The 15,182-nt window shown below is 63.5% G+C and carries 16 protein-coding genes; 2 read left to right on the forward strand and 14 right to left on the reverse strand.

Going from position 1 to position 15,182, the window contains the following annotated elements:
* Positions 1-177: 177 nt before the first annotated feature.
* Both LOY67_RS02955 and LOY67_RS02960 read left to right on the forward strand, forming a co-directional pair.
* Positions 178-1,119 (forward strand): DnaJ C-terminal domain-containing protein, encoded by a 942-nt coding sequence (locus tag LOY67_RS02955; RefSeq protein WP_265065873.1) that lies wholly within the window; start codon positions 178-180, stop codon positions 1,117-1,119.
* A gap of 150 nt (positions 1,120-1,269) precedes the next feature.
* Positions 1,270-1,569 carry a chaperone modulator CbpM gene (locus LOY67_RS02960; protein WP_265065874.1) on the forward strand — a complete coding sequence of 100 codons (300 nt, stop codon included), beginning with the start codon at positions 1,270-1,272 and terminating at the stop codon, positions 1,567-1,569.
* Between the two features lie 155 nt (positions 1,570-1,724).
* Here the strand turns inward: LOY67_RS02960 and ureC are convergent, their stop codons facing one another.
* From ureC to LOY67_RS03030, 14 genes are all read right to left on the reverse strand, one after another.
* Positions 1,725-3,425 carry an urease subunit alpha gene (ureC, locus tag LOY67_RS02965; protein WP_265065875.1) on the reverse strand — a complete coding sequence of 567 codons (1,701 nt, stop codon included), beginning with the start codon at positions 3,423-3,425 and terminating at the stop codon, positions 1,725-1,727.
* Between the two features lie 123 nt (positions 3,426-3,548).
* On the reverse strand, positions 3,549-3,854 hold the full coding sequence (locus tag LOY67_RS02970; RefSeq protein WP_265065876.1) for an urease subunit beta: 306 nt from the start codon (positions 3,852-3,854) through the stop codon (positions 3,549-3,551).
* A complete protein-coding gene (locus LOY67_RS02975) occupies positions 3,851-4,384 on the reverse strand; it encodes a GNAT family N-acetyltransferase (protein WP_265065877.1) in 534 nt (177 codons plus the stop codon). The genes LOY67_RS02970 and LOY67_RS02975 overlap by 4 nt, the downstream gene beginning before the upstream one ends.
* 5 nt (positions 4,385-4,389) lie before the next feature.
* On the reverse strand, positions 4,390-4,923 hold the full coding sequence (locus LOY67_RS02980; protein ID WP_265065878.1) for a GNAT family N-acetyltransferase: 534 nt from the start codon (positions 4,921-4,923) through the stop codon (positions 4,390-4,392).
* 10 nt (positions 4,924-4,933) lie between these two features.
* The gene (ureA, locus tag LOY67_RS02985) at positions 4,934-5,236 is read right to left on the reverse strand and encodes an urease subunit gamma (protein ID WP_003197350.1); all 303 of its coding nucleotides are present in this window, start codon (positions 5,234-5,236) and stop codon (positions 4,934-4,936) included.
* Positions 5,237-5,384: 148 nt separating this feature from the next.
* Complete coding sequence (locus tag LOY67_RS02990) at positions 5,385-6,227, reverse strand: urease accessory protein UreD (RefSeq protein WP_265065879.1); 843 nt, start codon at positions 6,225-6,227, stop codon at positions 5,385-5,387.
* A gap of 30 nt (positions 6,228-6,257) precedes the next feature.
* A complete protein-coding gene (gene urtE / locus LOY67_RS02995) occupies positions 6,258-6,956 on the reverse strand; it encodes an urea ABC transporter ATP-binding subunit UrtE (RefSeq protein WP_265065880.1) in 699 nt (232 codons plus the stop codon).
* 132 nt (positions 6,957-7,088) lie between these two features.
* Positions 7,089-7,961, reverse strand: a complete 873-nt coding sequence (gene urtD / locus LOY67_RS03000) for an urea ABC transporter ATP-binding protein UrtD (protein WP_413776160.1) — start codon at positions 7,959-7,961, stop codon at positions 7,089-7,091.
* Entirely contained in the window at positions 7,958-9,037 is a 1,080-nt protein-coding gene (gene urtC / locus LOY67_RS03005; protein ID WP_265065881.1) for an urea ABC transporter permease subunit UrtC, read from the reverse strand. Before urtC ends, urtD begins: the two co-directional genes overlap by 4 nt.
* Complete coding sequence (urtB, locus tag LOY67_RS03010; RefSeq protein WP_265065882.1) at positions 9,037-10,539, reverse strand: urea ABC transporter permease subunit UrtB; 1,503 nt, start codon at positions 10,537-10,539, stop codon at positions 9,037-9,039. Before urtB ends, urtC begins: the two co-directional genes overlap by 1 nt.
* 144 nt (positions 10,540-10,683) lie before the next feature.
* Complete coding sequence (urtA, locus tag LOY67_RS03015; RefSeq protein ID WP_265065883.1) at positions 10,684-11,949, reverse strand: urea ABC transporter substrate-binding protein; 1,266 nt, start codon at positions 11,947-11,949, stop codon at positions 10,684-10,686.
* A gap of 386 nt (positions 11,950-12,335) precedes the next feature.
* The gene (locus tag LOY67_RS03020; protein WP_265065884.1) at positions 12,336-13,346 is read right to left on the reverse strand and encodes a FecCD family ABC transporter permease; all 1,011 of its coding nucleotides are present in this window, start codon (positions 13,344-13,346) and stop codon (positions 12,336-12,338) included.
* On the reverse strand, positions 13,343-14,290 hold the full coding sequence (locus LOY67_RS03025; protein ID WP_265065885.1) for an ABC transporter substrate-binding protein: 948 nt from the start codon (positions 14,288-14,290) through the stop codon (positions 13,343-13,345). Before LOY67_RS03025 ends, LOY67_RS03020 begins: the two co-directional genes overlap by 4 nt.
* Positions 14,287-15,075 (reverse strand): ABC transporter ATP-binding protein, encoded by a 789-nt coding sequence (locus tag LOY67_RS03030; RefSeq protein ID WP_265065886.1) that lies wholly within the window; start codon positions 15,073-15,075, stop codon positions 14,287-14,289. The genes LOY67_RS03025 and LOY67_RS03030 overlap by 4 nt, the downstream gene beginning before the upstream one ends.
* Positions 15,076-15,182 lie beyond the last annotated feature (107 nt).

Below are 15,182 nucleotides of genomic sequence, written 5' to 3' on the forward strand. Positions count from 1 at the left end.
ATGCCAGTGCGGCGCGGATTCGAAGGCCGGTTATCCGCTAATTCGTACACGGCGGCCTTGAAAGATCCCATCCAACCCCCAAACTTGCCGGCATGAGCCGATAAACTTCTGCTGCGCCGCCTGGTCCCAATCTGTGGGGCCGGTCATTCAGGCGCGACATCGATACGGATTGCTTAGATGGACTTCAAAGACTATTACAAGATCCTGGGCGTAGAGCCGACGGCTGACGACAGCACGATCAAGGCCGCCTATCGCAAGCTGGCGCGCAAATACCACCCGGATGTCAGTAAGGAAAAAGACGCCGAGACCAAATTCAAAGATGTCTCCGAAGCCTATGAAGCGCTGAAAAGCGCCGACAAACGCGCCGAGTACGACGACCTGCGTCGATATGGCCAGCACGGTCAGCCGTTCCAGGGACCGCCGGGCTGGCAGAGCCGCGGCGGTTTTGGCGGCGGCCAGGACGCCGGGGACTTTTCAGATTTCTTCAGTTCGATCTTCGGTAATCGCGGGCCGGGGTTCGGTGGTGGACAGTCAGGTCGCAGCGCCGGCCGTCGGGGGCAGGACGTGGAAATGGAATTGCCGATCTTCCTGGAAGAAACCCTGTCGAGTGAGTCGAAAAAGGTCAGCTTCCAGGTGCCGCAGCACAACGCGGCGGGCCAGCATGTCAGCAACACCAGTAAAAGCCTGAACGTGAAGATCCCGCTCGGCGTGACCGACGGCGAGCGGATCCGCCTCAAGGGCCAGGGTGCGCCAGGTATCGGCGGCGGGGCCAATGGTGACTTGTACCTGACCATTCGCTTCGCCCCGCACCCCAAGTTCGATGTCGAAGGCCAGGACCTGATCATCACCCTGCCGCTGGCGCCCTGGGAACTGGCGCTGGGCACCGAGGTGGCCGTCCCGACCCTCACCGGCAAGATCAACCTCAAGGTCCCGGCCGGCAGCCAGAACGGCCAGCGCATGCGCGCCAAGGGCCATGGCCTGCGCAACAAGGCCGGTGAACGCGGCTACCTGTTCGTCCAGCTCAAGGCCGTGATGCCCAAGTCCAGCGACGAAGCGGTCAAGGCATTGTGGGCGGAGCTGGCGAAGAAAGCCGCGTTCGATCCACGGGAACATTTCTGACGGCGGTGGCCTGTATCTATCACCTGTAGGAGCTGTCGAGTGCAACGAGGCTGCGATCTTTTCAAAGTTGATGAAATTCAAGAAATCCAAAGATCGCAGCCTCGTTGCACTCGACAGCTCCTACACAGTTAGGCATTGGGAGAAGCAGACATGAACAACCCGATCATTGAACTGAACCTGAAGGAATTCTGCGAGGCCGCTGCACTGGCGGATGTCCATGTGATTGAAATCGTCGAACACGGCATCCTCGAGCCCCACGGCGCGGCCCCGACGGATTGGCGTTTCACCGACTACGAACTGGTCCTGGCCCGCCGTGCAGCCAAATTGCGACAGGACCTGGACCTGGAATGGGAAGGCGTGGCCCTGGCGCTCGACCTGTTGGAGGAGGTGCAGCAGCTGCGCACCGAAAACCGCATGCTCAAGCAGCGGTTGGGGCGGTTGGTGGGGTAATACACACCCATAGCCAGTCGCAAACCCTGTGGCGAGGGGATTTATCCCCGCTGGGCTGCGCAGCAGCCCCTATTTTTTGCGGTTGCTGCGCAACCGCGCGGGGATAAATCCCCTCGCCACAGGGTGCTGTGTTTACCCATGGCCCTCTTTTCAAGTCAAAACAGAAAATACCGCTGCGCCATCGGCAGCACATCAGCCGGCTCGCACCACAGCAACACACCGTCGGCCTTGACCTGGTAGGTCTGTGGATCGACATCGATGTCCGGCAGGTAGTCGTTGTGGATCAGGTCAGTCTTCTGCACATCGCGGCAACCCTTGACCACGGCGATTCTCTTCTTCAACCCCAACTGTTCCGGTAGCCCCGCCTCGACGGCAGCCTGGCTGAGAAACGTCAGGCTGGTTGCGTGACGCGAGCTGCCGTAGCTTGCGAACATCGGCCGGTAGTGCACCGGTTGCGGTGTCGGGATCGAGGCATTGGCGTCGCCCATCAGGCTCGCGGCAATCGCTCCGCCCTTGAGGATCAGCGTCGGCTTGACGCCGAAGAACGCCGGACGCCACAGCACCAGGTCGGCCCACTTGCCCACTTCAATAGAGCCCACTTCGTGGCTGATGCCATGGGTGATCGCCGGGTTGATGGTGTATTTGGCGATGTAGCGCTTGATGCGGAAGTTGTCGTTGCCTTCGCCGTCCCCGGGCAGGGCGCCGCGCTGCTTCTTCATCTTGTCCGCGGTCTGCCAGGTGCGCAGGATGACCTCGCCGACGCGGCCCATGGCCTGGCTGTCGGAGCTGATCATCGAGAACGCGCCGAGGTCGTGGAGGATGTCTTCGGCGGCAATGGTTTCGCGGCGGATACGGCTTTCGGCGAACGCCACGTCCTCTGCGATGCTCGGGTCCAGGTGGTGACAGACCATCAGCATGTCCAGGTGTTCGTCGATGGTGTTGCGGGTGAACGGCCGGGTCGGGTTGGTGGAGCTGGGCAACACGTTAGGGAAACCACAGGCCTTGATGATGTCCGGCGCATGACCGCCGCCGGCGCCTTCGGTGTGATAGGTGTGGATGGTGCGGCCCTTGAAAGCGCCCAGGGTGGTTTCGACGAAACCGGACTCGTTGAGGGTGTCGGTGTGGATCGCCACCTGCACGTCGTACTGGTCGGCCACGCTCAGGCAGTTGTCGATGGCTGCCGGAGTGGTGCCCCAGTCTTCGTGCAGCTTCAAGCCGATGGCACCGGCCTTGACCTGTTCGATCAGCGGCTCCGGCAGACTGGCGTTGCCCTTGCCGGTGAGGCCGATGTTCATCGGGAAGGCGTCGGCGGCCTGCAGCATGCGCGCCAGGTGCCATGGGCCGGAGGTGCAGGTGGTGGCGTTGGTGCCGGTGGCCGGGCCGGTGCCGCCGCCGATCATGGTGGTGACGCCGCTCATCAAGGCCTCTTCGATCTGCTGTGGGCAGATGAAGTGGATGTGGGTGTCGACGCCGCCGGCCGTGAGGATCATGCCTTCGCCGGCAATCACCTCGGTGCTGGCGCCGATGGCGATGGTTACATCGGGCTGGATGTCCGGGTTACCGGCCTTGCCGATGGCCGCGATGCGCCCGTCCTTGAGACCGACGTCGGCCTTGACGATGCCCCAGTGATCGATGATCAGTGCATTGGTGATCAGCGTGTCCACAACCTCAGCGGCCAGCAGTTGGCCCTGGCCCATGCCGTCGCGAATCACCTTGCCGCCGCCGAATTTCACTTCTTCGCCGTAAGTGGTGAAGTCCTTTTCGACTTCGATCCACAGCTCGGTATCGGCCAGGCGGACCTTGTCACCGACGGTGGGGCCGAACATGTCGGCGTAGGCTTGTCTCGAGATCTTCATGTGCTTTCCTGATCGTTCCCATGCTCTGCGTGGGAATGCCGCCATAGACGCTCTGCGTCCGCTTGTGGGACGCGGAGCGTCCCGAGATGCATTCCCACGCGGAGCATGGGAACGAGCTGCGACCTAGAGGTCGCCCATCACCCGCCCGGCAAACCCGAACACCCGGCGATGCCCGGCCAGATCCACCAGTTCCACCTCGCGGCTCTGCCCCGGCTCGAAGCGCACCGCGGTGCCGGCGGGGATGTTCAGGCGCATGCCGCGGCTGGCGGCGCGGTCGAAGGACAGGGCGTCATTGGTTTCGAAGAAGTGATAGTGCGAGCCGACCTGGATCGGCCGGTCGCCGCTGTTGGCGACGGTCAGTGTCAAGGTGCGGCGGCCGACGTTGAGTTCGATGTCGCCGGGCTGGACCTGGTATTGGCCTGGAATCATTGCGGTTGTCCCAAAAGCTTGTAGTAGATGGTGGTCGGGGTGTACGTCCCGTCCGGGCTCTGGCAGTAGTCGGGCAGTTCACCGACACGGGTGTAGTCCATGGCGCGGTAGAACGCCTCGGCCTCGGAGCCGGCCTGGGTGTCGAGGTACAGCAGGCCACGCTTGTGCTGGCGCGCGCCGAGCTCCAGGGCACTCATCAACTGCTGGCCCAGGCCCCGTCGACGGGCTTCGCCGCGGACCAGCAGTTTCTGCACTTCGGCGCGGTTCAGGCCGTTGGGTTTCTGGCACAGGGCGAGCTGGACGCTGGCCTGCACCTGCTCGTCCTTGACCACCACCCACAACAACAGGCTGCCCTGGTTGAGGCAGGCCTGGACTTCGTCGAAATAGGCGCGGGCCTGGACCGCATCGAGGTCGGCCATGAAACCGACACTGGCGCCGTATCCCACGGCGTCGAGCAACAGATCGATCAGGCCCTGGCGGTAATGCGCAAAGCTTTCAGTGTGGACTCGACGCAACTGGGCGGCGTTCATCGGTTTCACTCCTTGTTGGAAACAGGCGCAGGCGCCCCGGGATTGAGGATCAACTGCATGAAAGTCAGGTCCAGCCAGCGACCGAACTTGGTCCCCACCTGGGGCATCTGCCCGGTGATGACGAACCCGGCCCGTTCATGCAAGCGAATCGAGGCCGCGTTGCCGCTTTCGATGGCGGCGACCATGACGTGTTTGCCACAGGTCTTTGCGCGCTCGATCAACGCCGTCATCAACCGTGGACCGAGGCCATTGCCGCGCTGGTCGCTGCGCACGTACACCGAATGCTCCACGGTGTGCCGGAAGCCGTCGAAGGGCCGCCAGTCGCCGAACGCGGCATAGCCGAGTACGTTTTCTTCGCTGTCGACGATCACCAGCACCGGGTAACCCTGGGACTGCCGCGCATCGAACCAGGCCTGGCGGTTGCCCAGGTCCACGGCCTGTTCGTTCCAGATCGCCGTGGTGTTGAGCACCGCGTCGTTGTAGATGTCGCGAATGGCGGGCAGGTCCGTCGGGTACGCGTCACGAATCCTATAGGTCATGGCACGCTCCTCAGGCGATGGGTTGGTGGACGGTGACCAGTTTGGTGCCGTCGGGAAAGGTCGCCTCGACCTGGATCTCCGGGATCATTTCCGGGATGCCTTCCATTACCTGCTCGCGGCTCAACAGGGTGGTGCCGTAATGCATCAACTCGGCCACGGTCTGGCCGTCGCGGGCGCCTTCGAGCAGGGCCGCGGAAATATAGGCCATGGCCTCCGGGTAATTGAGTTTCAAGCCCCGGGCCAGCCGCCGCTCGGCGACGAGGCCGGCGGTGAAGATCAGCAGCTTGTCTTTTTCGCGTGGGGTCAGGTCCATGTGTCATCCGTAAGGGCAGATAAAAATTTCGGGCTGAATAAAGGCCCCCTGTGGGAGCGAGCCTGCTCGCGATAGCGGTGTGTCAGTCACATCTTTTCTGGCTGATCCACCGCCATCGCGAGCAGGCTCGCTCCCACAGAAAAGCCATTCAGGTACTCCAGATTCTCGGTGGCACGGCTTCTCGACCCAGTAACGCCGGGCGCAGCAACCGCCACAACTCAACCAGCCACCCCCGCGCCAACAACGCCTCGCTCGCCAGGCACCGCGCCACGACCAGCCCAGGCAACTGGGTCAGGTCGCCACGCACGGCATGGCCCAGGGAACGGCACTGTTCCAGCAAGTCGCCATTGATCTCACCGGTCACCAGCAACGTGGCAAACACCGGCTTGCCGCCCAGCCCGATGGGCGAGTCGAGCAAACCATCGCCGCCGACGATGCGCTGGCGCTCATGCCACAGCAACTGCCCGTCGCGACGAATGTCCAGCCGCGACTGAAAGTGCCCCAGGTCAAAGCGCTCGCCACTGGCGGGTCGGCCGAGGGCAACCATGTCCCAGTAGAGCAGGCGTCCATCACCCTGCAAGTCGATGGTGGTGCCGAGTTCGGCCTGGGCCGCGCTGAAGACGATGGTCTCCTGGGGCAACCACTCCAGTGTCGCCCCGGCTGCCACGCTCAGGGTCAGTTGCTGATACGCAGGCGCCGTGGCGCGGTACCACTTGGCCGCGCCAGGGCTGGTCAACTGCGCCCAGGCGCCAGGACCGACATGGGCCGAGATGTCCAACCGGTCACCGCCAGCAATCCCGCCGGGCGGGTGGACGATGATGTGTTGGCACACCTCGGGCCCTTCGGCGTACAAATGTTTTTGCACCCGCAGCGGGCCTTTATGGCGGCGCTGTACCGGGCGCGTGCTGTCGCCAGAGCGGGCGTAGGCCAGTTCCAGCTCGGCGTGCCAGCAGGGCGTGAACAGGGCAGGTGCAGATAAAGGTAGATTCATGATTTCTGATTATTGTCCGGACGCTACAGACTAGATCGTAACCAGCCCGCGCACACCCTCGGCTTCCATGTTTTCTCCGCGCCCCTGCTGCACGATCTCGCCCCGGGACATCACCAGGTACTGATCGGCCAGCTCGGCGGCGAAGTCGTAAAACTGCTCCACCAGCAAAATCGCCATGTCGCCCCGGGCCGCCAGTTGCTTGATGACCGCGCCGATCTCCTTGATCACCGACGGCTGGATGCCTTCGGTGGGCTCGTCGAGAATCAACAGGCGTGGACGACTGGCCAACGCCCGGCCAATGGCGAGCTGCTGTTGCTGGCCGCCGGACAGGTCACCGCCGCGGCGCTGTTTCATTTGCAGCAACACCGGGAACAACTCGTAGATGAACGCCGGCACCTCCCGAGCCTCGGAGGCGGGAAAGCGCGACAGGCCCATCAGCAGGTTTTCCTCCACCGTCAGCCGCCCGAAGATCTCCCGGCCCTGGGGTACATAGGCGATACCGGCGTGGACCCGCTGGTGTGGCTTGAACGCGGTGATGGTTTTGCCTTCCCAATTCACCGCCCCCTCCTTGGCCGGCAGCAGGCCCATCAGGCATTTGAGCAGGGTGGTCTTGCCCACGCCATTGCGGCCCAGCAGGCACGTCACCTCGCCGACCTTCACGTCAAACGACAGGCCCCGCAGGATGTGGCTACCGCCGTAGTATTGGTGAAGCTTGTCGACTTGCAGCATCTTCCGGATTCTCCTCAAACCCCTGTGGGAGCGAGCCTGCTCGCGATGACGGCGGCACATTCAACACCTAAGCAAGCTGACCCACCGCTATCGCGAGCAGGCTCGCTCCCACAGGGAACAGCATCTTCCGCTCTAGCGACCGAGATACACCTCGATCACCCGCTCATTGTCCTGCACCTGCTCCAACGACCCTTCCGCCAGCACACTGCCCTGGTGCAGAACAGTGACGTGGTCGGCAATCGCGCCGACGAAACCCATGTCATGTTCCACCACCATCAGCGAATGCTTGCCCGCCAGGGATTTGAACAGTTCGGCGGTGAAGTCGGTTTCGGCGTCGGTCATCCCCGCCACGGGTTCGTCGAGCAGCAGCAATTGCGGGTCCTGTACCAGCAGCATGCCGATCTCCAGGAACTGCTTCTGCCCATGGGAGAGCAATCCAGCGGCGCGATTGACCGACGTGGTGAGGCGAATGGTTTCCAGCACCTCGTTGATGCGATCGCGCTGCTCGCCATTGAGTTTCGCCCGAAGACTGGCCCACACCGACTTGTCGGTTTTCAGCGCCAGTTCCAGGTTCTCGAACACGCTCAGCGCTTCGAACACCGTGGGCTTCTGGAACTTGCGACCGATGCCTGCCTGGGCAATCTGCACTTCGCTCATGCCGGTCAGGTCGAGGGTTTCGCCGAACCAGGCCTTGCCGTGACTCGGGCGGGTCTTGCCGGTGATCACGTCCATCAGCGTGGTCTTGCCCGCGCCATTGGGGCCGATGATGCAGCGCAGTTCGCCCACCCCGATGTACAGGTTCAGATCGTTCAGGGCCTTGAAGCCGTCGAAGCTGACGCTGATGTCTTCCAGGGTCAGGACGGTGCCGTGGCGGGTGTTCAGGCCTGGACCGGCCCGTTGACCGAGACCGATCGCATCGCGACTGCTACCCGCGTCCTTGTTGGGCTCCTGCGGAGGAAAAAGGACCGGCTCCAACATGAATTCAGCGCTCGCCGTGACCCTCATTGTTCACCTCTTTTTTTCAGCAGGCCAATCACGCCCTTGGGCAGGTACAAGGTCACGATGATGAACAGCGCACCCAGGAAGAACAGCCAGTACTCGGGGAACGCCACGGTAAACCAGCTCTTCATGCCATTGACCACGCCGGCGCCCAGCAACGGCCCGATCAGCGTGCCGCGTCCGCCGAGGGCGACCCATACGGCCGCTTCGATGGAGTTGGTCGGCGACATTTCGCTGGGGTTGATGATGCCCACCTGCGGCACGTACAACGCCCCGGCGAGGCCGCACAGCACCGCGCTCAAGACCCAGACGAACAGCTTGAAACCACGAGGATCGTAACCGCAGAACATCAAGCGGTTCTCGGCGTCCCGCAGGGCGGTGAGCACCCGGCCGAACTTGCTGCGGGCCAGCCGCCAGCCGATGAACAGGCTTGCCACCAGCAGCAATACCGTCACCAGGAACAGCACCGCCCGAGTGCCGGGCTCGGTGATGCCGAAACCCAGGATCGAGCGGAAATTGGTAAAGCCGTTGTTGCCGCCGAAGCCGGTTTCGTTGCGGAAGAACAGCAGCATGCCGGCGAAGGTCAGGGCCTGGGTCATGATCGAGAAGTACACACCCTTGATCCGTGAACGAAAGGCGAAGAAGCCGAAGACCAGCGCGAGCAACCCCGGCGCCAGTACCACCAGGCACAAGGCCCAGAGGAAGCTGTCGGTGCCGGCCCAGTACCAGGGTAATTCGGTCCATGACAGGAACGTCATGAATGCTGGCAAGCCATCACCGGCGGCCTGGCGCATCAGGTACATGCCCATGGCGTAGCCGCCCATGGCGAAGAACAGGCCGTGGCCCAGGGACAGCAACCCGGCGTAACCCCAGACCAGGTCCAGCGCCAGGGCAACGATGGCGTAGCAGAGAATCTTGCCAACCAGCGTCAGGGTATAGGCCGAGACATGCAGCGGGTGGTCCGCCGCCAGCAGCGACAGCACTGGCAGGCTCAGCAGGACGACCAGGATCAGCACGCCGACGGCGACGGTGACTTTAGGCCCGGCCTTTTGCGTGGCCGTGAGCATCAGGGGCTGGTTCATCAGTCGATTACCCGTCCTTTGAGCGCGAAGAGGCCTTGCGGACGCTTCTGGATGAACAGAATGATCAGCGCGAGGATGAGGATCTTGCCGAGCACGGCGCCGATCTGCGGTTCGAGAATCTTGTTGGCGATGCCCAGCCCGAACGCGGCGGATACGCTACCGGCCAATTGACCGACGCCGCCGAGCACCACCACCAGGAACGAATCGATGATGTAGCTCTGGCCCAGGTCCGGGCCGACGTTGCCGATCTGGCTCAGGGCCACGCCGCCCAGCCCGGCGATGCCCGAGCCGAGGCCGAAGGCGAGCATGTCCACGCGCCCGGTGGGCACGCCGCAGCAGGCGGCCATGTTGCGGTTCTGGGTGACCGCACGCACGTTCAGGCCCAGACGGGTCTTGTTCAGCAGCAGCCAGGTCAGCACGACCACGAACAGCGCGAAGGCAATGATGACGATGCGGTTGTACGGCAGCACCAGGTTCGGCAGCACCTGGATTCCGCCGGACAGCCAGGCCGGGTTGGCGACTTCGACGTTCTGCGCGCCGAACACCAGGCGCACCAGCTGGATCAGCATCAGGCTGATGCCCCAGGTGGCGAGCAGGGTTTCCAATGGGCGCCCGTAGAGGTGGCGGATCACCGTGCGCTCCAGGGCCATGCCGATGGAGGCGGTGATGAAAAATGCCACCGGCAGAGCGATCAGCGGGTAGAACTCGATGGCGTTCGGAGCGAAGCGCTGGAACAGCATCTGCACGACGTAGGTGCAATAGGCGCCGAGCATCAGCATCTCGCCATGGGCCATGTTGATCACCCCCAGCAGGCCGAAGGTGATCGCCAATCCCAGGGCCGCGAGCAGCAGGATCGAGCCGAGGGACATGCCGCTGAACGCCTGGCCCAGCAACTCGCCCACCAGCAGTTTGCGCTTGACCTGGGCGAGGCTGGTTTCGGCGGCGGTGCGCACGCCGGCATCGGTTTCGGCGCCAGGTTCGAGCACGCCTTCGAGACGAGTGCGGGCCAGCGGATCGCCGGTTTCTCCCAGCAAGCGGACGGCCGCCAGGCGCACGCTGGGGCTGGCGTCCACCAACTGCAGGTTTGCCAGGGCCAGGCTCAGGGCGGCATGGACATCTTCGTCCTGCTCGCCAGCCAATTGCCGGTCGAGAAAAGCCAATTGCGCCGGGCGTGCGCTTTTTTGCAATTGCCGCGCTGCGCCCAGGCGCACGTGGGCGTCACTGGCGAGCAGTTGATGGCTGGCGAGGGCGGTTTCGATCAGCCCACGCAAGCGGTTGTTCAGGCGCAGGGTCTTGGGCTGACCGTCGATGGTCAACTGGCCTTGCTGCAAGGCGTTGATCAGTTCGACACGGGCCGGCTCAGGCTGCGCGGACCAGTCTTCCAGCAGTTTGGCCTGCTGGGTCGGGTTGGCGGCGACGAAGTCTTCGGCGTCGCCGGCGTGGGCTCCGAGTGGCAATAACACCACCAGGGCGAGCATCAGACGGTAGAGGGCAGTGGGCATAAGTCAGGCCTTGCGTATTTGATCGTTCCCACGCTCCGCGTGGGAGCGCAGCCCGGGACGCTCCGCGTCCCATGGTGGACGCAGAGCGTCCGGTGAGGCATTCCCACGCAGAGCGTGGGAACGATCAGCCGGGGTGGAGGAGGCTCAGTTACCCTTCACCGCATAGTCGGGCTTCTTGTCGTTGCCGGCGATGAACGGGCTCCACGGCTGGGCGCGGATCGGGCCTTCGGTCTGCCAGACCACGTTGAACTGACCGTCGGCCTGGATCTCGCCGATCATCACCGGCTTGTGCAGGTGGTGGTTGGTCTTGTCCATGGTCAGGGTGTAGCCCGATGGCGCGGCGAAGGTTTGGCCGGCCAAGGCTTCGCGGACCTTGTCGACGTCGGTGGACTTGGCTTTTTCTGCCGCTTGCGCCCACATGTGGATACCGACGTAGGTGGCTTCCATCGGGTCGTTGGTCACGGCCTTGTCGGCGCCCGGCAGGTTCTTGGCCTTGGCGTAGGCTTTCCAGGCATCGACGAATTGCTTGTTCGCCGGGTTCTCCACGGACTCGAAGTAGTTCCACGCCGCGAGGTTGCCCACCAGTGGCTTGGTGTCGATGCCGCGCAGTTCTTCTTCGCCCACCGAGAAAGCCACCACCGGTACGTCGGTGGCTTTCAGGCCCTGGTTGGCCAGTTCCTTGTAGAGCGGCACGTTGGAGTCGCCGTTGACCGTCGAGATGACCGCGGTCTTGCCGCCGGCCGAGAACTTCTTGATGCTCGCCACGATGGTCTGGTAATCGCTGTGGCCGAACGGGGTATAGACCTCTTCGATGTCCTTGTCCGCTACGCCTTTGGAATGCAGGAACGAGCGCAGGATCTTGTTGGTGGTGCGCGGGTAGACGTAATCGGTGCCGAGCAGGAAGTAGCGTTTGGCGCTGCCGCCTTCTTCGCTCATCAGGTATTCCACCGCCGGAATTGCCTGCTGGTTCGGCGCTGCGCCGGTGTAGAACACATTCGGCGACATCTCTTCGCCTTCGTACTGCACCGGGTAGAACAGCAGGCCGTTGAGTTCTTCGAACACCGGCAACACCGATTTACGCGACACCGAGGTCCAGCAGCCGAACACCACGGCGACCTTGTCCTGGGTCAGCAACTGCCGGCCTTTTTCCGCAAACAGCGGCCAGTTCGAGGCCGGGTCCACCACCACCGCTTCGAGCTGCTTGCCGTTCACACCACCCTTGGCGTTGATCTCGTCGATGGTCATCAGCGCCATGTCCTTGAGGGACGTCTCGGAGATCGCCATGGTCCCGGACAGCGAATGCAGGATGCCGACCTTGATGGTCTCGGCGGCCTGGACAGTCCAGGCCATGCCCATCGCGGCAAGGCTGGCCGAGAGTGTGAAAGCCTTGATCAAGCTACGACGTTTCATTGTGCGATCTCCATGATTGGGTGTTTTTATCGAGGGCAGATGCGGACGCTGAAAAGGGCTTTTGCAAGGGGTGTGCCCGGTCGTGGAAAGACCGGGAAATGCGGGGGTGGTGTGGAGGGGAGAGCAGGGCGACGCACCACGAGCGATCGTCGCTTGTGCGCTGGTGCGATCAGATGCGCCACATCGGTGCGTGCGAATGCACCGGTATTGAAGGAAAGGAAATACCTGTGGCGAGGGGATTTATCCCCGCTGGGCTGCGCAGCGGCCCCAGTACTGATGGGCGCGGTCTGCCTGGTGAATAGCATTCCCTGCTCTCGGGGGCTGCTTCGCAGCCCAGCGGGGATAAATCCCCTCGCCACAGGAGAATGGATGGCAGGCGAGTTTGATCAGCGCCGCCGCATCAGGCCAATGAAAAACAACCCGCCAATGGCCGCCGTCGCCACGCCAATCGGCAGGTCTTCCGGAGCGATCAGGGTTCGGGCGGCCACGTCCACCCACACCAGGAACAGGCTGCCCAGCAGCACACAAGCCGGCAACAGCCGACGATGCTCGGCCCCCACCAGGCGCCGGGCGATGTGCGGCACCATCAGCCCGACGAAACCGATCGAGCCGCTGATGGACACCAGCACGCCGGTCATCAGCGACGCGATCAGGAAGATCCACAACCTTACCTTCGCCGCGTTCAGGCCCAGGGTCACGGCGGTCTGTTCGCCCGCCATCAGGGCATTCAGCGGCCGGGCCATGCCCAGCAGCAGGACCAGTCCCAGCAGGACACTGGCGGCGGGCACCGTCAACAGTTCCCAGCGCGCCAGGCCCAGGCCGCCGAGCATCCAGAACATCACTGCGGAACTGGCGCGATGGTCACCCAGGAACAGCAGCAGGTTGGCCGCCGCCATCATCACGAATGACACCGCCACGCCGCACAGCAACAGGCGATCGCTTTCCAGGCGACCCTGGCGGCTGGCAATCGCCAGCACCAGCAACATGCTCAGCAACGCGCCGATGAACGCGGCGAGGGGCAGGGTCAGCAAGCCGATGATCTCACCGACATGCAGCACCACGATGACTGCCCCAAGGGTCGCGCCGGAAGTGACACCGAGCAGGTGCGGATCGGCCAGCGGGTTGCGGGTCACCGCTTGCAGCACCGCACCGATCAACGCCAGCCCCGCGCCCACCAGCGCGCCGAGCAGCAGGCGCGGCACGCGGATCAGCCAGACGATGTGTTCCTGGCCGGGCGTCCAATGGACCTCACCGATACCGAAGGCCTTGTTCAGCAAGATGTCCCAGACCACGGCCACCGGTACCCGCGCCGGTCCGAAACCCAGGGACACCACGCACGACATCAGCATCAGCGCGCCGAGGAAGATCAGCAGTCCGGCATAGCGACGAGGGTTCATCGGTCGTGGAAACCCTTCGCCAGGGTCTGTACCGCCACCACGTTGTCGATGCCCGGCGTGGCCTGGACGTAGGGAATCACGATGAAGCGCCGGTGCTTGATCGCATCCACCGACTGCAAGGCCGGGTTGCCCAGCAGGAATTGCTGTTTCTGCTCGGCGCTGACTTCGCCGTAGTCGACGATCACAATGACCTCGGGATTGCGCTCGACCACGTTCTCCCAGTTCACCCGGGTCCAGCTGGTTTCCAGGTCATCGAGGATATTGCGCCCGCCGGCCGCGTCGATCAGGGCCTGGGGCATGCCCAGCCGACCGGAGGTCATGGCCCGGTCTTCGCCGCTATCGTAGAGGAACACCCGGGGCCGATTGGTTGGCAGGTCTTTGCGGATTTCGGCCACCTGGGCCTGCATCGTGGCGATCAGGTCATTGGCGCGGTCCTGGACGTCGAAAATCCTGCCGAGGTTGCGCAGGTCGTTGTAGGTGTCTTCCAGCGAAGCCGCCGGACGTTTCATCACGAACGCGCAGGACTCGGTCAGTTCGTACACGTTGATGCCCAGTGGTTGCAGGGTCTGCGGCGTCAGGTCGCCGCCGACCCGCATGCCATAGTCCCAACCGGCGAAGAAGAAATCCACGTTGGCGTTGAGCAGGGTTTCCACCGAGGGATACTTGGCCGCCAGTTCCGGCAGGCCATCGAGAATCTTCGCCATCTCCGGCGTCACCGATTTCCAGCCGCTGATGCCGCTGTAGCCGACCATGCGCGATTTAAGCCCGAGGGCGAGCATCATCTGGGTCATGTTGATGTCGTGGCTGACGGCATGCCGGGGGGCTTGGTTGAACACCACCTGGCGGTCGCAGCTCTGGATCGTCAACGGATAGCGGGTGGCTTCGGCCAGGGTGTGGGCGCTGCACATCAGCAGCGGCAGGAGCAGCAGGGAACGCAGGGTCATGGTTGGGTTATCCAGGTGATTCGTGGGTAGCCGGCGAGGGGATGTTCATCCACCAGGGCGTCGACGCCGAACACGTCATGCAGCAGCGCGACGGTCAGCACATCCTTGGGCGTGCCACTGGCGATGATGCGGCCGTGTTCGATGACGTAGAGCCGGTCGCAGAAGGCGGCGGCCAGGTTCAGGTCGTGGATGCTGGCGAGGGTGCCGATCCCCAGGCGCTTGATCAGTTGCAGCAGTTCGAGTTGATAGCGGGGGTCGAGGTGATTGGTCGGTTCGTCGAGGATCAGCAGTTGCGGTTGCTGGGCCAGGGCGCGGGCCAGGATCACCCGTTGTTTTTCGCCGCCCGAGAGGGTGGCGAAGGCATGCTCGCCGAAGCCTTGCAGCCCTGCCGCTTCCAGGGCCTGGCTGACCAGGCGCCGGTCCTCAGGGCTGTCGCCATCGAACAGGCCCTTATGGGGCGTGCGGCCCATGGCGACCACTTCCTCGACCGTCAGGCCAAAGGCGTCGGGAAACTCCTGCAACACCACGGCGATACGCTGTGCGCACCAGCGTGACGACTGCCGCCAGACGTTGTGATGGTCGAGTTTCACCTCGCCGCTCTCCGGCGGGCTGAACCGATAGGCGCAGCGCAACAGGCTGGTCTTGCCACTGCCGTTGGGCCCGATCAAGCCGACGAACTCCCCGGCCGCCACCTGCAACGTGGCGTCACGCAGTTGGAACTGGTGATGGCAGTGACCATGGCCCAGGGGTGTCCAGGCGAGGTGGGAGAGAGTCAGCGAGGTCATGCGTGTACTCAGGTGGTCGGGTTAAGACACAGTCCCCTGTGGGAGCGAGCCTGCTCGCGATAGCGTTGGATCAGCCAGCACAGAGTTGTCTGACTCACCGCTATCGC

The sequence above is a fragment of the Pseudomonas sp. B21-056 genome, assembly GCF_026016325.1.
Classification (GTDB): Bacteria; Pseudomonadota; Gammaproteobacteria; order Pseudomonadales; family Pseudomonadaceae; genus Aquipseudomonas.

Coding starts and splice junctions, on each gene's coding strand:
- LOY67_RS02980 (WP_265065878.1), bottom strand. CDS start 4,923: ATGACCTATAGGATTCGTGACGCGTACCCGACGGACCTGCCCGCCATT.
- urtD (WP_413776160.1), bottom strand. CDS start 7,961: ATGAGGGTCACGGCGAGCGCTGAATTCATGTTGGAGCCGGTCCTTTTT.
- LOY67_RS02975 (WP_265065877.1), bottom strand. CDS start 4,384: ATGAACGCCGCCCAGTTGCGTCGAGTCCACACTGAAAGCTTTGCGCAT.
- urtB (WP_265065882.1), bottom strand. CDS start 10,539: ATGCCCACTGCCCTCTACCGTCTGATGCTCGCCCTGGTGGTGTTATTG.
- LOY67_RS03025 (WP_265065885.1), bottom strand. CDS start 14,290: ATGACCCTGCGTTCCCTGCTGCTCCTGCCGCTGCTGATGTGCAGCGCC.
- ureA (WP_003197350.1), bottom strand. CDS start 5,236: ATGGACCTGACCCCACGCGAAAAAGACAAGCTGCTGATCTTCACCGCC.
- LOY67_RS02970 (WP_265065876.1), bottom strand. CDS start 3,854: ATGATTCCAGGCCAATACCAGGTCCAGCCCGGCGACATCGAACTCAAC.
- ureC (WP_265065875.1), bottom strand. CDS start 3,425: ATGAAGATCTCGAGACAAGCCTACGCCGACATGTTCGGCCCCACCGTC.
- urtE (WP_265065880.1), bottom strand. CDS start 6,956: ATGCTGCAAGTCGACAAGCTTCACCAATACTACGGCGGTAGCCACATC.
- urtA (WP_265065883.1), bottom strand. CDS start 11,949: ATGAAACGTCGTAGCTTGATCAAGGCTTTCACACTCTCGGCCAGCCTT.
- LOY67_RS03030 (WP_265065886.1), bottom strand. CDS start 15,075: ATGACCTCGCTGACTCTCTCCCACCTCGCCTGGACACCCCTGGGCCAT.
- LOY67_RS02990 (WP_265065879.1), bottom strand. CDS start 6,227: ATGAATCTACCTTTATCTGCACCTGCCCTGTTCACGCCCTGCTGGCAC.
- LOY67_RS02960 (WP_265065874.1), top strand. CDS start 1,270: ATGAACAACCCGATCATTGAACTGAACCTGAAGGAATTCTGCGAGGCC.
- LOY67_RS03020 (WP_265065884.1), bottom strand. CDS start 13,346: ATGAACCCTCGTCGCTATGCCGGACTGCTGATCTTCCTCGGCGCGCTG.
- urtC (WP_265065881.1), bottom strand. CDS start 9,037: ATGAACCAGCCCCTGATGCTCACGGCCACGCAAAAGGCCGGGCCTAAA.
- LOY67_RS02955 (WP_265065873.1), top strand. CDS start 178: ATGGACTTCAAAGACTATTACAAGATCCTGGGCGTAGAGCCGACGGCT.